The organism is Pseudomonas sp. MCal1 (assembly GCF_026341415.1).
In the GTDB taxonomy this organism is placed as follows: Bacteria; Pseudomonadota; Gammaproteobacteria; order Pseudomonadales; family Pseudomonadaceae; genus Aquipseudomonas.
Genome location: NZ_JAKUMP010000010.1, coordinates 31,078 through 46,256, shown reverse-complemented (window position 1 = coordinate 46,256; position 15,179 = coordinate 31,078). Strand labels below are relative to the sequence as shown.

The 15,179-nt window shown below is 63.3% G+C and carries 3 protein-coding genes; 2 read left to right on the top strand and 1 reads right to left on the bottom strand.

The genetic code is table 11. From position 1 onward, the window contains the following. Window positions 1-66 precede the first annotated feature (66 nt). Window positions 67-1,080: a GNAT family N-acetyltransferase gene (locus MKZ87_RS17440; RefSeq protein WP_085704460.1), complete on the top strand. Its 1,014-nt coding sequence runs from the start codon at window positions 67-69 to the stop codon at window positions 1,078-1,080. Between the two features lie 72 nt (window positions 1,081-1,152). Here the strand turns inward: MKZ87_RS17440 and MKZ87_RS17435 are convergent, their stop codons facing one another. Next, window positions 1,153-1,707: an RNA polymerase factor sigma-70 gene (locus MKZ87_RS17435; protein ID WP_085704462.1), complete on the bottom strand. Its 555-nt coding sequence runs from the start codon at window positions 1,705-1,707 to the stop codon at window positions 1,153-1,155. Window positions 1,708-2,088: 381 nt separating this feature from the next. On the opposite strand from MKZ87_RS17435, the gene MKZ87_RS17430 reads away from it, so the two are divergent. Next, complete coding sequence (locus MKZ87_RS17430) at window positions 2,089-15,087, top strand: non-ribosomal peptide synthetase (RefSeq protein ID WP_234205709.1); 12,999 nt, start codon at window positions 2,089-2,091, stop codon at window positions 15,085-15,087. Window positions 15,088-15,179 lie beyond the last annotated feature (92 nt).

Sequence of the window (15,179 nt, the reverse complement as noted above, 5' to 3'; positions counted from 1 at the left end):
CCTAAATTTCCCGCCTCGGCTCACGTCCCATCGTTGAACTGTCGACGATTACCGTGAGCCCGACCCATGTCCAATCTGAATGACCTGACTGCCCTGGCCCTGCCTTCGGGCAGCCAACTGGTAGCCGATGCCACCGAAAGCCGTCTGAGCCTGATCCTGGACGGGCAACCGCTGATTCGCCTGCGCCTTGATCGCGAAGGCCAGGGGCCGATCCAGATCGATGAACGCTATGCGCTGCCGCCAGGCCAGGCGCTGTGGGCGGCCTGTTATTGGCTGTTTGCTCGTGATCCGGCGCGTCAGCAATTGATCTGGCAACTGGATCAGGCGCCAACCGAAGCCTTGCGCAGCGGTTTGCTGGTGGGCACTGAAGTGGCGGGTGAATATCGCTGCGAGCGCACGTTGTTCTGGCAACTGCCGCAACCGTGGCTGGGCAATTCGCTGACGGGCAGTTATCCGCAGCAGATGGTCATCAGTAACGGCAAGCGTCATCCGATGCGACCGGTGAAGCCGCGTGGTGAGGTTTACCGGCGTTTCGATGCGCGTCTCGGTGCCTGGATTTCCCTGCGAACGGTGGAAATCGAGCAGGATCTTGCGCGTTTCAATCGCTGGCAGAACAGTCCGCGAGTCGCCAGTTTCTGGCAGGAAGAGGGCAGCCTCGAACAGCATCGCGAGTACCTGAGCAAGCTTGACGCCGATCCGCACACCCTGACCCTGATCGGTTGTTTCGATGATCAGCCGTTTGCCTATTTCGAAGCTTACTGGGCCAAGGAAGACCGCATCGCGCCGTTCTACAATGCCGACAATTACGATCGCGGCATCCACATGCTGGTCGGGGAAGAAGACCATCGCGGCCCGCACAAGGTGGCGAGCTGGCTGTCGGCGCTGGTGCACTACCTGTTCCTGGATGATCCGCGCACTCAGCGAGTGGTGGCCGAACCACGTGCCGACAACGCGAAGATGATCGGCCATATGCACAATCAGTGCTTCCACTGCGACAAGGAGTTCGACTTCCCGCACAAGCGCGCGGCGCTGATGATCCTTGGTCGCGAGCGGTTTTTCGACCGCTGCACGCTGGTGTGACATTTCCCTGAAAACAAAAAAGATCGCTGCCTTTCGACAAAGGCTGCGATCTTTTTTTTGGGCCGATTTTTATCAGCGACGGTTCGCGGACATGGCCTCGGCGCGGCTGCCGGATACCTTGCGGCAGTGCACCAGCGCATCACGAATCATGAAGTTGACCAGCGTCGGCGACACACCGAGTTCCTTGGCGATGTCCTTCTGCGGCACGCCGTGCAGACGGTACATCTCGAATGCATAGCGGGTGCGGACCGGCAACTCGGTCAGTGCGTCGGCGATGTGTTCCAGGGTCGAGAAGTTGATGTGCGAGGTTTCCGGCGAAGCGCCCTGAATGACCACGTTCAACCCTTCCTCCTCGGGGCCGGCGTACTTCTGCTCCAGCGCCTGTTTGCGGTAGTGATCGATCGCCAGATTGCGCACGATCTGGAACAGATAACTCAGTTGGGCCTTGATCGACGACGTTATCGGCGGCGCCGATTGCAGTCGGAAGAACGCATCCTGCACCACATCTTCGGCGCGTGACCGGCAGCCGGTAATGCGGGCTGCAATCTTGACCAGAATCAGTCGATTGTCGACGAATGCCTGAAGTAGCGGTGAATCGCACCTGCTTGTGGATACTTGTTCCGTCATGGAAATCACCTTGCTGCCAATAGGTTAGTGGGACGCCTGGGGGACGGGGCCGTCCTACACATCGAGCGACAAATTATGTTGAATGATAATGATTGTCAATTGAGAAAGAGAACTAATGATCCATAACGGTGCGATCCGTGAACTGCGACACGCCGCCGCACACCGCCCAAGCGCCCAGCGCCGTTGGTGATCCAGCCTGCCGACTAATTATTTCAAGACGTCATCCGTTCTCATTGGTGAATGGATCCGGGCACCCAGCCCCGGACCTACCGCATTCCAATGCCTTGCACGGTCGGCGAAGACCGTGTCCCGCATGCCTTGCACGGGCATGCCGCAGCCAACCCGATTCCATCAGCAAGCCGAATTCAGGCAGGAAACCTCATGACCGACGCGTTCGAACTCCCCAGCACTCTGGTCCAAGCCCTCCAGCGCCGCGCGGCCCTGACGCCGGATCGGCTGGCCTTGCGCTTTCTCGCCGAAACCGAGGAACAGGCTGTGGTGCTCAGTTATCGCGAACTCGATCAGCGCGCGCGCACCATCGCGGCAGCGTTGCAGGCCGAGGCCGGATTCGGTGATCGCGCGGTATTGCTGTTTCCGAGTGGCCCGGATTACGTCGCGGCGTTCTTCGGTTGCCTCTACGCGGGCGTGATCGCGGTGCCGGCCTATCCGCCGGAGTCGGCCAGGCGTCACCATCAGGAGCGCCTGCTGTCGATCATCGCCGACGCCGAACCGCGCCTGCTGCTGACCAGCGCCGACCTGGGCGACGCCCTGCAGCAAATCGAAGGCGCGCCGCCGCTGTTGTGCGTCGATACCCTGGACGCTTCGCTCGCCGAGCGCTGGGCCGAACCGACCTTGCCGCAAGACCACATCGCCTTCCTGCAATACACCTCCGGCTCCACCGCGCTGCCCAAGGGCGTGCAGGTCAGCCACGGCAACCTGGTGGCCAACGAACTGCTGATCCGCCACGGCTTCGGCATCGATGTGAACCCCGACGACGTGATCGTTAGCTGGCTGCCGCTGTACCACGACATGGGTTTGATCGGCGGCCTGCTGCAACCGATCTTCAGCGGCGTGCCGTGCATCCTGATGTCGCCGGCTTACTTCCTCGCCCGGCCGTTGCGCTGGCTTGAAGCGATCAGCCAATACGGCGGCACCATCAGCGGCGGCCCGGACTTCGCCTATCGTCTGTGCAGCGAGCGCGTCAGTGAATCGGCGCTGGAACGTCTCGACCTGAGCCGCTGGCGCGTGGCCTATTCCGGTTCCGAGCCGATCCGCCTCGACACCCTCGAGCGCTTCGCCGAGAAATTCACTGCATGCGGTTTCAGCGAAAGCAGCTTCATGGCGTCCTACGGTCTGGCCGAAGCGACCCTGTTCGTCGCCGGCACACCGCGCGGCACCGGCATTCCGGCGCTACGTGTGGACGATCAAGCCCTGGCACAGAACCGTGCCGAAGCGGGCGAGGGCAGTCCGATCATGAGTTGCGGCATCAGCCAACCCGAGCATGCGGTGCTGATCGTCGAGCCAAACACCCTCGAAGCGCTCGCCGACAACGCCGTCGGTGAAGTCTGGGCAGCCGGCCCGAGCATCGCCCACGGCTACTGGCGCAATCCCGAAGCGACTGCCAAAACCTTCGTGCAGCACGCCGGCCAGACCTGGCTGCGCACCGGTGACCTGGGTTTCATCCGCGACGGTGAACTGTTCATCACCGGTCGCCTGAAAGACATGCTGATCGTGCGCGGTCACAACCTCTATCCGCAGGACATCGAGAAGACGGTCGAGAACGAAGTGGAGGTGGTGCGCAAGGGCCGCGTCGCTGCGTTCGCGGTCAATCAGAATGGCGAAGAAGGCATCGGCATCGCGGCGGAAATCAGCCGCAGCGTGCAGAAAATCCTCCCGCCCGAAGCGCTGATCAAAGCCATCCGCCAGGCTGTGGCCGAGGCGTATCAGGAAGCACCGAGCGTGGTGGTGCTGCTCAATCCGGGCGCATTGCCGAAAACTTCCAGTGGCAAGTTGCAACGTTCGGCCTGCCGCAATCGCCTGGCCGACGGCAGCCTCGACAGCTACGCGGTGTTCCCGTCGGCCACCGCTGAAAACTGCGAGTCGACCGCGTCCACCTCCGAACTGGAAGCATTGATCGGCAGAATCTGGGCCGAGCAGTTGAACGTCAAACAGGTCAACGCCGACGATCACTTCTTCCTGCTCGGCGGCAACTCGATCGCAGCCGCCCAAGTGATCGCCAAGGTTCGCGAAGAGCTGAGCCTGGAGCTGAATTTGCGTCTGCTGTTCGAAGCCCCGACCCTGTCCGCGTTCGCCGCCGCTGTCGCACAACAGCAACGGGACGGCGGCAGCGCCCAGGGCGAAATCACCGCGCTTTCGCGCCACGAAGCCTTGCCGCAATCGCTGGCGCAAAACCGTCTGTGGATCACCTGGCAGCTCGATCCGCACAGCAGCGCTTACAACATTCCCGGTGCCCTGCGCCTGCGCGGCGAACTGGACGAGGACGCCCTGCGCGCCAGTTTCCAACAACTGATCGAACGTCATGAATCTCTGCGTTCGCGTTTCTTCGAGCGCGACGGCGTGGCGTTGCAACAGGTCGAAGCGGCAGGTGAGTTCAACCTGCAACTGATCGACATCAGCGACCTGCCGGCTGGCGAACGTGAAGCCCGCGCACAACAGATCCGCGAAGACGAGGCCCGCACCCGGTTCGATCTGGAGAAAGGCCCGCTGCTGTGGGTGACGCTGGTTCGCCTCGATGACGAAGATCACCAGTTGCTGGTGACCATGCACCACATCATCGCCGATGGCTGGTCGCTGAACGTTTTGATCGACGAGTTCTCGCGCCTGTACGCCGCCGCTTCCCAAGGCCAGCGCGCCGAACTCGCGCCGCTGCCCACCCAATACGCCGACTACGGCAGCTGGCAGCGCCAATGGCTGGCCCAAGGTGAGGGCGAGCGGCAACTGGCGTACTGGAAAGCGCAGTTGGGCGACGAGCATCCGACCCTGGAGCTGGCGACCGACCATCCGCGTTCTGCCAGGCAAAAACACAGTGCCGCGCGCCACAGCGTTCGCCTGGGGGTGAGCCTCAGCGATGCGATCCGCCAGACTGCCCAAGCCTGTCAATCCACGCCATTCATGCTGCTGCTCTCGGCGTTCCAGAGCCTGTTGCATCGCTACAGCGGCCAGCGCGATATCCGCATCGGTGTGCCGAACGCCAACCGTCCGCGTCTGGAAACCCAGGGCCTGATCGGCTTCTTCATCAACACCCAGGTGCTGCGCGCCAACGTCGATTCGCGTCTGCCGTTCACCGAACTGCTGGCGCAAACCCGCCAGGCTGCACTCGATGCCCAGGCGAATCAGGACCTGCCGTTCGAGCAACTGCTCGAAGCCTTCCCGCAGGCCCGCGAACAAGGTCTGTTCCAGGTCATGTTCAACCATCAGCAACGCGACCTGAATGCGCTCAAACGACTGCCGGGCCTGCTCGCCGAAGAACTGCCGTGGCACAGCCGCGAGGCCAAGTTCGATCTGCAACTGCACAGTGAAGAAGACCGAAACGGTCGCCTGACGCTGTCCTTCGACTACGCCGATGAGTTGTTCGACGCGGCGACCATCGAGCGTCTGGCCGAGCATTTCAGCAACCTGTTGCGGACTGTCTGCGAACGTCCGGAGCAGACCATCGGTGACCTGCCGCTGCTGACCGCCACCGAGAACACTCAGCAAAACGCGTGGAGCATCGCCCCGTGCACCCCGGCGCAACAATGGCTGCCGGAACTGCTGAATGAACAAGCCCGGCAGACTCCGGATCGCACCGCGCTGGTGTGGGACGGCGGCAGTCTCGATTTTGCCGAACTGCACGCCCGGGCCAACCGTCTGGCCCATTACCTGCGTGACAAAGGCGTCGGCCCGGATGTCTGTGTGGCCATCGCCGCCGAGCGTTCGCCGCAACTGCTGATCGGCCTGCTGGCGATCATCAAGGCCGGCGGCGCCTACGTGCCGCTGGATCCGGATTACCCCGCCGAACGCCTGGCCTACATGCTCAGCGACAGCGGTGTCGAACTGCTGCTGACCCAGACGGCACTGCTCGACCGCTTGCCGGCCAGCGAAGGCGTCAGCGTGATCGCCATGGACACCCTGCACCTGGAGAACTGGCCGAGCCAGGCACCGGGCCTGCACCTGCACGGCGACAACCTCGCCTACGTGATTTACACCTCCGGTTCCACCGGCCAGCCGAAAGGCGTGGGCAACACTCACGCGGCGCTGGCCGAGCGTCTGCAATGGATGCAGAACACCTATTGCCTGAACGACACCGACGTGTTGATGCAAAAGGCACCGATCAGTTTCGACGTGTCGGTGTGGGAGTGCTTCTGGCCGCTGATCACGGGCGCGCGCCTGCTGATCGCCGGCCCCGGTGAACACCGCGATCCGCATTGCATCGCGCAGCTGGTTCAGCAATACGGCGTGACCACGCTGCACTTTGTGCCGCCGCTGCTTTCGCTGTTCATCGACGAACAGCTGAGCGCCGGATGCACCAGCCTGCGCCGTGTGTTCTCCGGCGGTGAAGCGCTGCCGGCGGAGCTGCGCAACCGCGTGCTGGCGCAACTGCCGGCGGTGCAGCTGCACAACCGTTATGGCCCGACCGAAACCGCGATCAACGTCACCCACTGGCATTGCTCCGTGGCGGATGGCGAGCGTTCGCCGATTGGCCGTCCGCTGGGCAACGTGGTCTGCCGCGTGCTCGACAGCGATCTCAACCCAGTACCGGCCGGTGTGCCGGGGGAACTGTGCATCAGCGGCATCGGCCTGGCCCGTGGTTACCTCGGTCGCCCGGCGCTGACCGCCGAACGTTTTTTGGTCGATCCGCTGGGCGAGCAGGGCGCGCGTCTGTACCGCACCGGTGACCGTGCGCGCTGGACCGGCGACGGTGTGATCGAATACCTCGGCCGTCTCGATCAGCAGGTCAAACTGCGCGGCTTCCGCGTCGAGCCGCAAGAGATCGAAGCGCGACTGCTGGCTCAGGACGGTGTCGCTCAGGCCGCCGTGCTGGTGCGTGAAACCGTCGCCGGCCCGCAACTGATCGGCTACTTCACTGCAACCGACACCAGCGAAGATCAGGACGCGCAAACCGCTCGCCTGAAAACCGCACTGGCCGCCGAGCTGCCGGAATACATGGTCCCGGCGCAACTGATGCGCCTGGACGCTATGCCCCTGAGCCCGAGCGGCAAACTCGACCGCCGCGCATTGCCCGAGCCGCAATGGCAGGTGCGCGAACACGTCGAACCGGTCACCGAGCTGGAGCAGCAGATCGCCGCGATCTGGCGTGAAGTGCTGGGCCTGAAACAGGTCGGCCTGCGCGACGACTTCTTCGCCCTCGGCGGTCACTCGCTGCTGGCCACGCAAATCATCTCTCGCACCCGTCAGGCCTGCGACGTCGAGCTGCCGCTGCGCGCCTTGTTCGAGCACAGCGAGCTGGGTGATTTCGCCGAACAAATTCGCCAGATCCAGGCCAGCGGCCGCACCAACAAGCAGCCGCCCATCGACAAGGTTGATCGCAGCAAACCGGTGCCGCTGTCCTATTCCCAACAGCGCATGTGGTTCCTCTGGCAGATGGAGCCGGACAGCCCGGCGTACAACGTCGGCGGCATGGCGCGCCTGCGTGGCGTGCTGGATGTGGGGCGTTTCGAGGCGGCACTGCAAGCGCTGATCGTGCGCCACGAAACCCTGCGCACCACGTTCCCGAGCGTCGACGGCGTGGCCCGTCAGCAGGTGCATGCCGAGACCGGCGTGCGCATGGACTGGAAGGATTTCTCGAAACTCGCCGCTGATGTGCGCGAGCAGAAAGTCCAGCAACTGGCCGACGATGAAGCGCATCTGCCGTTCGATCTGGAAACCGGTCCGCTGCTGCGCGCCTGCCTGGTCAAGACCGCCGAGCAGGAGCATTACTTCGTCCTGACCCTGCACCACATCGTCACCGAAGGCTGGGCGATGGACATCTTCGCCCGTGAACTCAGCGCGCTGTACGAAGCGTTCGTTGACGACCGCGATTCGCCGCTGGAGCCGCTGCCGGTGCAGTACCTCGACTACAGCGTGTGGCAGCGCAACTGGCTGGAATCCGGCGAGCGTCAGCGTCAGCTCGATTACTGGACCGCGCAACTGGGTCGCGAACATCCGCTGCTGGAATTGCCGGGCGACCGTCCGCGTCCGCCGGTGCAAAGCCACCAGGGCGAGCTGTTCCGTTTCGACCTGAGCGACGATCTTGCCGCGCGGGTCCGGGCGTTCAACGCGCAGAACGGTCTGACCCTGTTCATGACCATGACGGCTGCGCTCGCAACCCTGCTTTACCGCTACAGCGGCCAGACCGATCTGCGCATCGGCGCGCCGGTGGCCAACCGTATCCGTCCGGAAAGCGAAGGGCTGATCGGTGCGTTCCTCAACACTCAAGTGCTGCGATGCCAGCTCGACGGCCAGATGTCGGTCGGCGAGTTGTTCGAGCAGGTGCGCCACACCGTGATCGAAGGTCAGTCCCATCAGGACCTGCCGTTCGATCATCTGGTTGAAGCGTTGCAGCCACCGCGCAGCGCCGCGTACAACCCGTTGTTCCAGGTGATGTGCAATGTACAGCGCTGGGAATTCCAGCAAAGCCGCATGCTCGCCGGGATGACCGTCGAGTACCTGGCCAACGATGCGCGGGCGACCAAGTTCGACCTCAACCTGGAAGTCACCGACCTCGATCACCGACTCGGTTGCTGCCTGACTTACAGCACCGACTTGTTCGACGAGCCGACGATTGCGCGCATGGCCAGGCACTGGTGCAACCTGCTGGAAGCGTTGATCGCCGATCCGCAGCAACGTCTCAGCGAACTGCCGCTGCTCGATGCGCCCGAGCAACAGCAATTGCTCGACAGCCTCGGCGTCGAGCCGGGCGAGCGCCGTCTCGATCAGTGCATTCATCACCTGTTCGCCGAACAGGCGTTGGCGCGCAAAGACGCACCGGCCCTGACTTTTGCCGGGCAGACCCTGAGCTACGCCGAACTCGACGCTCGCGCCAATCGCCTGGCCTGGGCCCTGCGTGAGCGCGGTGTCGGCCCGCAAGTGCGAGTAGGCCTGGCGCTGGAGCGTTCGCTGGAAATGGTCGTCGGTCTGCTGGCGATCCTCAAGGCCGGTGGCGCCTATGTGCCGCTGGATCCGGAATACCCGCTCGACCGTTTGCATTACATGATCGAAGACAGCGGCGTCGGCCTGCTGCTCAGCGACCGCGCAATGTTCAAGGCCCTCGGCGAACTGCCGTCGAACGTGGCGCGCTGGTGCCTGGAGGACGACAGCGCGGCGCTTGCCGATTACCCGGCTACCGAGTTGCCATTTGTCAGCCTGCCGCAGCATCAGGCGTACCTGATTTACACCTCGGGTTCCACCGGCAAGCCGAAAGGCGTGGTGGTGTCTCACGGTGAAATCGCCATGCATTGCCAGGCCGTGATCGAGCGCTTCGGTATGCGTCCAGACGATTGCGAGCTGCACTTTTATTCGATCAACTTCGACGCCGCTACCGAGCGTCTGCTGGTGCCGCTGCTCAGCGGGGCGCAAGTCGTGCTGCGTGCGCAAGGTCAGTGGGACGCGGAAGAAATCTGCGGCCTGATCCGCGAACATCGGATCAATATTCTCGGTTTCACCCCGAGCTACGGCAGCCAGTTGGCGCAGTTCCTCGCCACGCAAAACGACATCCTGCCGGTGCGCATGATCATCACCGGCGGCGAAGCGCTGACCGGCGAACATCTGCAACGGATTCGCGCGGCGTTCAAGCCGAGCCTGTTCTTCAATGCCTACGGCCCGACCGAAACCGTGGTCATGCCGCTGGCCAGTCTCGCGCCGGATGTTCTGGAAGAGGGCGCTGGCAGCGTGCCGATCGGCAGCGTGATCGGTGATCGCGTGGCCTACATTCTCGACGCCGATCTGGCGCTGGTGCCGCAAGGTGCGACCGGTGAATTGTTCGTCGGTGGCGCCGGTCTGGCGCTGGGGTATCACGACCGCGCCGGCATCACCGCCGAGCGTTTTGTCGCCGACCCGTTTGCTGCCGATGGCGGGCGCATGTACCGCACCGGCGACCTGGTGCGCCAGCGTGCCGATGGTCTGGTGGAGTACCTCGGGCGGATCGACCATCAGGTGAAGATCCGTGGCTTCCGTATCGAACTGGGCGAGATCGAAATCCGCTTGCTCGATCACGATTCGATCCGTGAAGCGGTGGTGTTGGCGCTGGATGCGCCGAGCGGCAAGCAACTGGTTGGCTATCTGGTGACCGAGGTCGCTTCGCGAAGCGAAGCTGAGCAGGTCGAACTGCGCGAAGCGCTGAAGGCGCACCTGAAGACGCAACTGCCGGACTACATGGTGCCGACCCATCTGATCCTGCTGGCGAGCATGCCGCTGACCGCCAACGGCAAGCTCGACCGCCGCGCGTTGCCGGCACCGGATCTGGACCTCAATCGTCAGGATTACGTGGCGCCAAGCAACGAGCTTGAGCAGACCCTGGCGCAGATCTGGTGCGAGGTACTCAACGTCGAGCAGGTTGGTCTCAACGACAACTTCTTCGAACTGGGCGGCGACTCGATCCTGTCGATTCAAGTGGTCAGCCGCGCGCGCCAGCAGGGCATTCACTTCAGCCCGCGCGATCTGTTCCAGCACCAGACCGTGCAGACCCTGGCCGCTGTCGCCAGCCGCAGTGAAACCGTGACCGCCGAGCAAGGTCTGGTGACTGGCGAATCGCGTCTGACGCCGATCCAGCACTGGTTCTTCGATACCGAGATTGCCGAGCGTCAGCACTGGAACCAGGCGTTGCTGCTGGAGCCGACTGTGGCGCTTGAACCGCACCGATTGGAGCAAGCGTTGCTGGCGGTGGTCGAGCAGCATGACGCCTTGCGCCTGCGCTTCATCGAGGCCAACGGCACATGGCAAGCAACCCATCAACCGGTGACCGATGCAGCGGTGCTTTGGCAAGTTCGCGTGCCGTCGATGGACAAATGCGCCGCACTGTTCGCCGATGCCCAGCGCAGTCTCGATCTCGCGCAAGGCCCGCTGCTGCGCGCCGTGCTGATCGATGGGCCGGACGGCCAGCAACGGCTGTTCATCGCAATCCATCACCTGGTGGTCGACGGTGTGTCGTGGCGCGTTCTGCTCGACGATCTGCAAACCGTGTATCGCCAACTCGACGCCGATCAGTCGGTGAAACTGCCGGCGAAAACCAGCGCCTTCAAGGACTGGTCAGCGCGCTTGCAGGCCTACGCCGGCAGCGAATCCCTGCGTGAAGAACTGAGCTGGTGGCAAGCGCAACTGGCTGGCCCGAATGCCGACTTGCCGTGCGAACGTCCTGAGGGCGGTCGCGAGAATCGTCATGCACAAACGGTCAGCGTGCGTCTGGATGCCGAGCGCACCAAACAACTGCTGCAACAGGCACCGAGCGCCTATCGCACGCAGGTCAACGACTTGTTGCTGACCGCACTGGCCCGCGTGCTGTGCCGCTGGAGCGGGCAGCCGTCGGCGCTGATTCAACTGGAAGGCCACGGCCGCGAAACCCTGTTTGACGAGATCGACCTGACCCGCACCGTCGGCTGGTTCACCAGCGCCTATCCGCTGCGCCTGACCCCGCACAACATCGAAGAGGCCGCCGGGCAGGGCGCTTCGATCAAGGCGATCAAGGAACAGCTGCGGGCCGTGCCGCACAAAGGCCTTGGTTATGGCGTGCTGCGTTATCTGGCCGATGACGCCAGTCGTGAAAGCATGGTGGCATTGCCGAACGCGCCGATCACCTTCAACTACCTCGGCCAGTTCGACCAGAGCTTCGGCAGCGATGCGCTGTTCCGTCCGCTGGACGAGCCGGTCGGCGCGGCCCACGATCCGCACGCACCGCTGCCGAACGAGTTGAGCGTCGACAGTCAGGTGTACGGCGGGGAACTGCTGCTGCGCTGGACTTTCAGCGCCGAACGTTACGACGCGCAGACCATCAACGAGCTGGCGGATGCCTACGTCGGTGAGTTGCTGAGCCTGATCGAACACTGCCTGCAAGACGAGGCCGGCGGTCTGACGCCGTCGGACTTCCCGCTGGCGAAACTGACCCAGGCGCAACTCGATGCGCTGCCGGTGCCGGCGGCGCACATCGAAGATGTGTACCCGTTGACGCCGATGCAGGAAGGCATGCTGCTGCACACCTTGCTCGAACCGGGCACCGGTCTGTACTACATGCAGGATCGCTACCGCATCAACAGCGAGCTCGACCCCGAGCGTTTCGCCCAGGCGTGGCAAGCGGTGGTCGCCCGTCACGAAGCGCTGCGTGCGTCGTTCTGCTGGAATGTCGGCGAAGACATGCTGCAAGTGATTCATACGCCGGGTCGTACGCCGATCGAATACCTGGACTGGAGCACCATTGCGGACGCCGAGCAGGAGCCGAAACTGCAAGCGCTGCTCAAGGCCGAGCGCGAGGCCGGGTTCGATCTGCTCAATCAGGCCCCGTTCCACCTGCGCCTGATCAAGGTCGGCGCCGCGCGCTACTGGTTCATGATGAGCAACCACCACATCCTGATCGATGCCTGGTGCCGGTCGCTGCTGATGAACGATTTCTTCGAGATCTATACCGCCCTCGGTGAAGGTCGCGAAGCGCAACTGGCGAAGCCACCGCGCTACCGCGATTACATCGGCTGGCTGCAACGCCAGAGCCTGGCCGAAGCACGTCAGTGGTGGCAGCAGAACCTGCGAGGCTTCGAGCGCACCACGCCGATCCCGAGCGATCGTCCGTTCCTGCGTGAACACGCCGGTGAAAGCGGTGGCATGATCGTTGGCGACCGCTACACCCGACTGAACGTCGAGGACGGCGCCCGTCTGCGTGAGCTGGCCCAGGCCCATCAACTGACCGTCAACACCTTCGCCCAGGCGGCGTGGGCACTGGTGCTGCGCCGCATGAGCGGTGATCGCGACGTGCTGTTCGGCGTGACCGTGGCCGGGCGTCCGGTGGAGATGCCGGAGATGCAACGCACTGTCGGCCTGTTCATCAACAGCATCGCGCTGCGGGTGCAGATCCCGGCGGACGACCAGCGCGCCAGCGTGCGTCAGTGGCTGAGCGACCTGCTCGACAGCAACATGCAACTGCGCGAGTACGAATACCTGCCGCTGGTGAACATCCAGGAGCAAAGCGAACTGCCGAAAGGCCAGCCGCTGTTCGACAGCCTGTTCGTGTTCGAAAACGCCCCGGTGGAAGTCTCGGTGCTGGACCGTGCGCAAAGCCTCAATGCGACCTCGGACTCGGGCCGTACCCACACCAACTTCCCGCTGACGGCGGTCTGCTATCCGGGCGACGACCTCGGTCTGCATCTGTCCTACGACCAGCGTTACTTCGACGAGTCGACCATCGAGCGCATGCTCGGTGAGTTCAAGCGTCTGTTGCTGGCGCTGGTCGACGGCTTCCATGGCGACATGGCCGACCTGCCGCTGCTGGGCCATGAGGAACAGGATTTCCTGCTCCACGGTTGCAATCAGAGTGAGCACGACTATCCGCTGCAGCAGAGCTACGTCGAACTGTTTGAAGCGCAGGTCGCGCAACATCCGCAACGCATTGCCGCCAGTTGCCTCGATCAGCAGTTGAGCTACGGGCAACTGAACGTCAACGCCAACCGTCTCGGTCATGCACTGGTCGCGGCCGGGGTGCAGATGGATCAACCGGTGGCGCTGCTGGGCGAACGTAATCCGGATCTGCTGGGCATGATCATCGGCAGCTTCAAGGCCGGTGCCGGTTACCTGCCGCTGGATCCGGGCCTGCCGAGCCAGCGTCTGCAACGGATCATCGAACTCAGTCGCACGCCGGTGCTGGTGTGCAGCGAAGCTTGCCGTGAACAGGCGACGACCTTGCTCGACGAATTCAGCTGTGCCAACCGACCACGTTTGCTGGTGTGGGAAGAGGTTCAGGCGGGCGCAGTGTCGTCGACGAATCCGGGCATCTTCAGCGGCCCGGACAACCTGGCCTACGTGATCTACACCTCGGGCTCCACCGGGTTGCCCAAAGGCGTGATGGTCGAGCAGCGCGGCATGCTCAACAACCAGTTGAGCAAGGTGCCGTACCTGAACCTGAGCGACGCCGATGTGATCGCCCAGACCGCTTCGCAAAGCTTTGACATTTCGGTCTGGCAGTTCCTCGCCGCACCGTTGTTCGGGGCGCGGGTGGACATCGTGCCGAACACCATCGCCCACGATCCGCAAGGTTTGCTGGTGCATGTGCAGCAGCAGGGCATCACCGTGCTCGAAAGCGTGCCATCGCTGATCCAGGGCATGCTCGCTTCGGATCGTCTGAGCCTCGACGGCCTGCGCTGGATGCTGCCGACCGGTGAAGCAATGCCACCGGAGCTGGCTCATCAGTGGTTGCTGCGTTACCCGGAGATCGGTCTGGTCAACGCGTATGGCCCGGCGGAATGCTCGGACGACGTGGCGTTCTTCCGCGTCGACCTGGCCTCGACTCGCGGCAGTTACCTGCCGATCGGTACCCCGACCGACAACAACTTGCTGTACCTGCTCGATGGCGCGCTGGATCTGGTGCCGCTGGGTGCGGTGGGTGAGTTGTGTGTGGCGGGCACCGGTGTCGGTCGTGGTTATGTCAGCGATCCACTGCGCACCGCGCCGGTGTTTGTGCCGAATCCGTTCGGTGCACCGGGCGAGCGTCTGTATCGCACCGGTGACCTGGCGCGCCGTCGCAGTGACGGTGTGCTGGAATACGTCGGTCGGGTCGACCATCAGGTGAAGATTCGCGGTTACCGGATCGAGCTGGGTGAAATCGAGGCGCGTCTGCATGAGCAACCGGAAGTTCGCGATGGCGCGGTCGGTGTGCAGGAAGGCGTCAACGGCAAGCATCTGGTCGGCTATCTGGTCGCCGCAGATTCCGCACTGAATCAGAGCGAACGCCTGGAGCGGATCAAGCAGCGCCTGCGCGCCGAACTGCCGGAATACATGGTGCCGCTGCATTGGCTGTGGCTCGACCGGTTGCCGCTCAACGCCAACGGCAAACTCGACCGAAAGGCCTTGCCGGCGCTGGAAATCGGCCAGTTGCAGAGCCGGGATTACCTGGCGCCGCGCAGCGAACTGGAACAGACCCTGGTCGACATCTGGGCCGAGGTGCTCAAAGTCGAGAAGGTCGGGGTACGCGACAACTTCTTCGAGCTCGGCGGGCATTCTTTGCTCGCCACGCAGATCGCCTCGCGGGTGCAGAAAGCCTTGCAACGGGACGTACCGCTACGGGCGATGTTCGAGTGCAGCACGGTGGAGGAACTGGCCGGTTACATCGAAGGACTGGCGGCCAGCGACATTACCGAGGAGAAGGTTGATCGCCTGAATGACCTGATGGCGGAGCTGGAGGGCCTGTAAACAACAGCCCGCGACAACGGCGACAGAAAACATGGTTTTCTCTGTAGCCGTTGTCGCAGGTAAGGCTTTGTAATCCTTTCATATCATTGACT

Excerpts from the sequence above, each read along its gene's own strand:
- MKZ87_RS17440 (WP_085704460.1), top strand. The coding sequence starts at position 67 with ATGTCCAATCTGAATGACCTGACTGCCCTGGCCCTGCCTTCGGGCAGC.
- MKZ87_RS17435 (WP_085704462.1), bottom strand. The coding sequence starts at position 1,707 with ATGACGGAACAAGTATCCACAAGCAGGTGCGATTCACCGCTACTTCAG.
- MKZ87_RS17430 (WP_234205709.1), top strand. The coding sequence starts at position 2,089 with ATGACCGACGCGTTCGAACTCCCCAGCACTCTGGTCCAAGCCCTCCAG.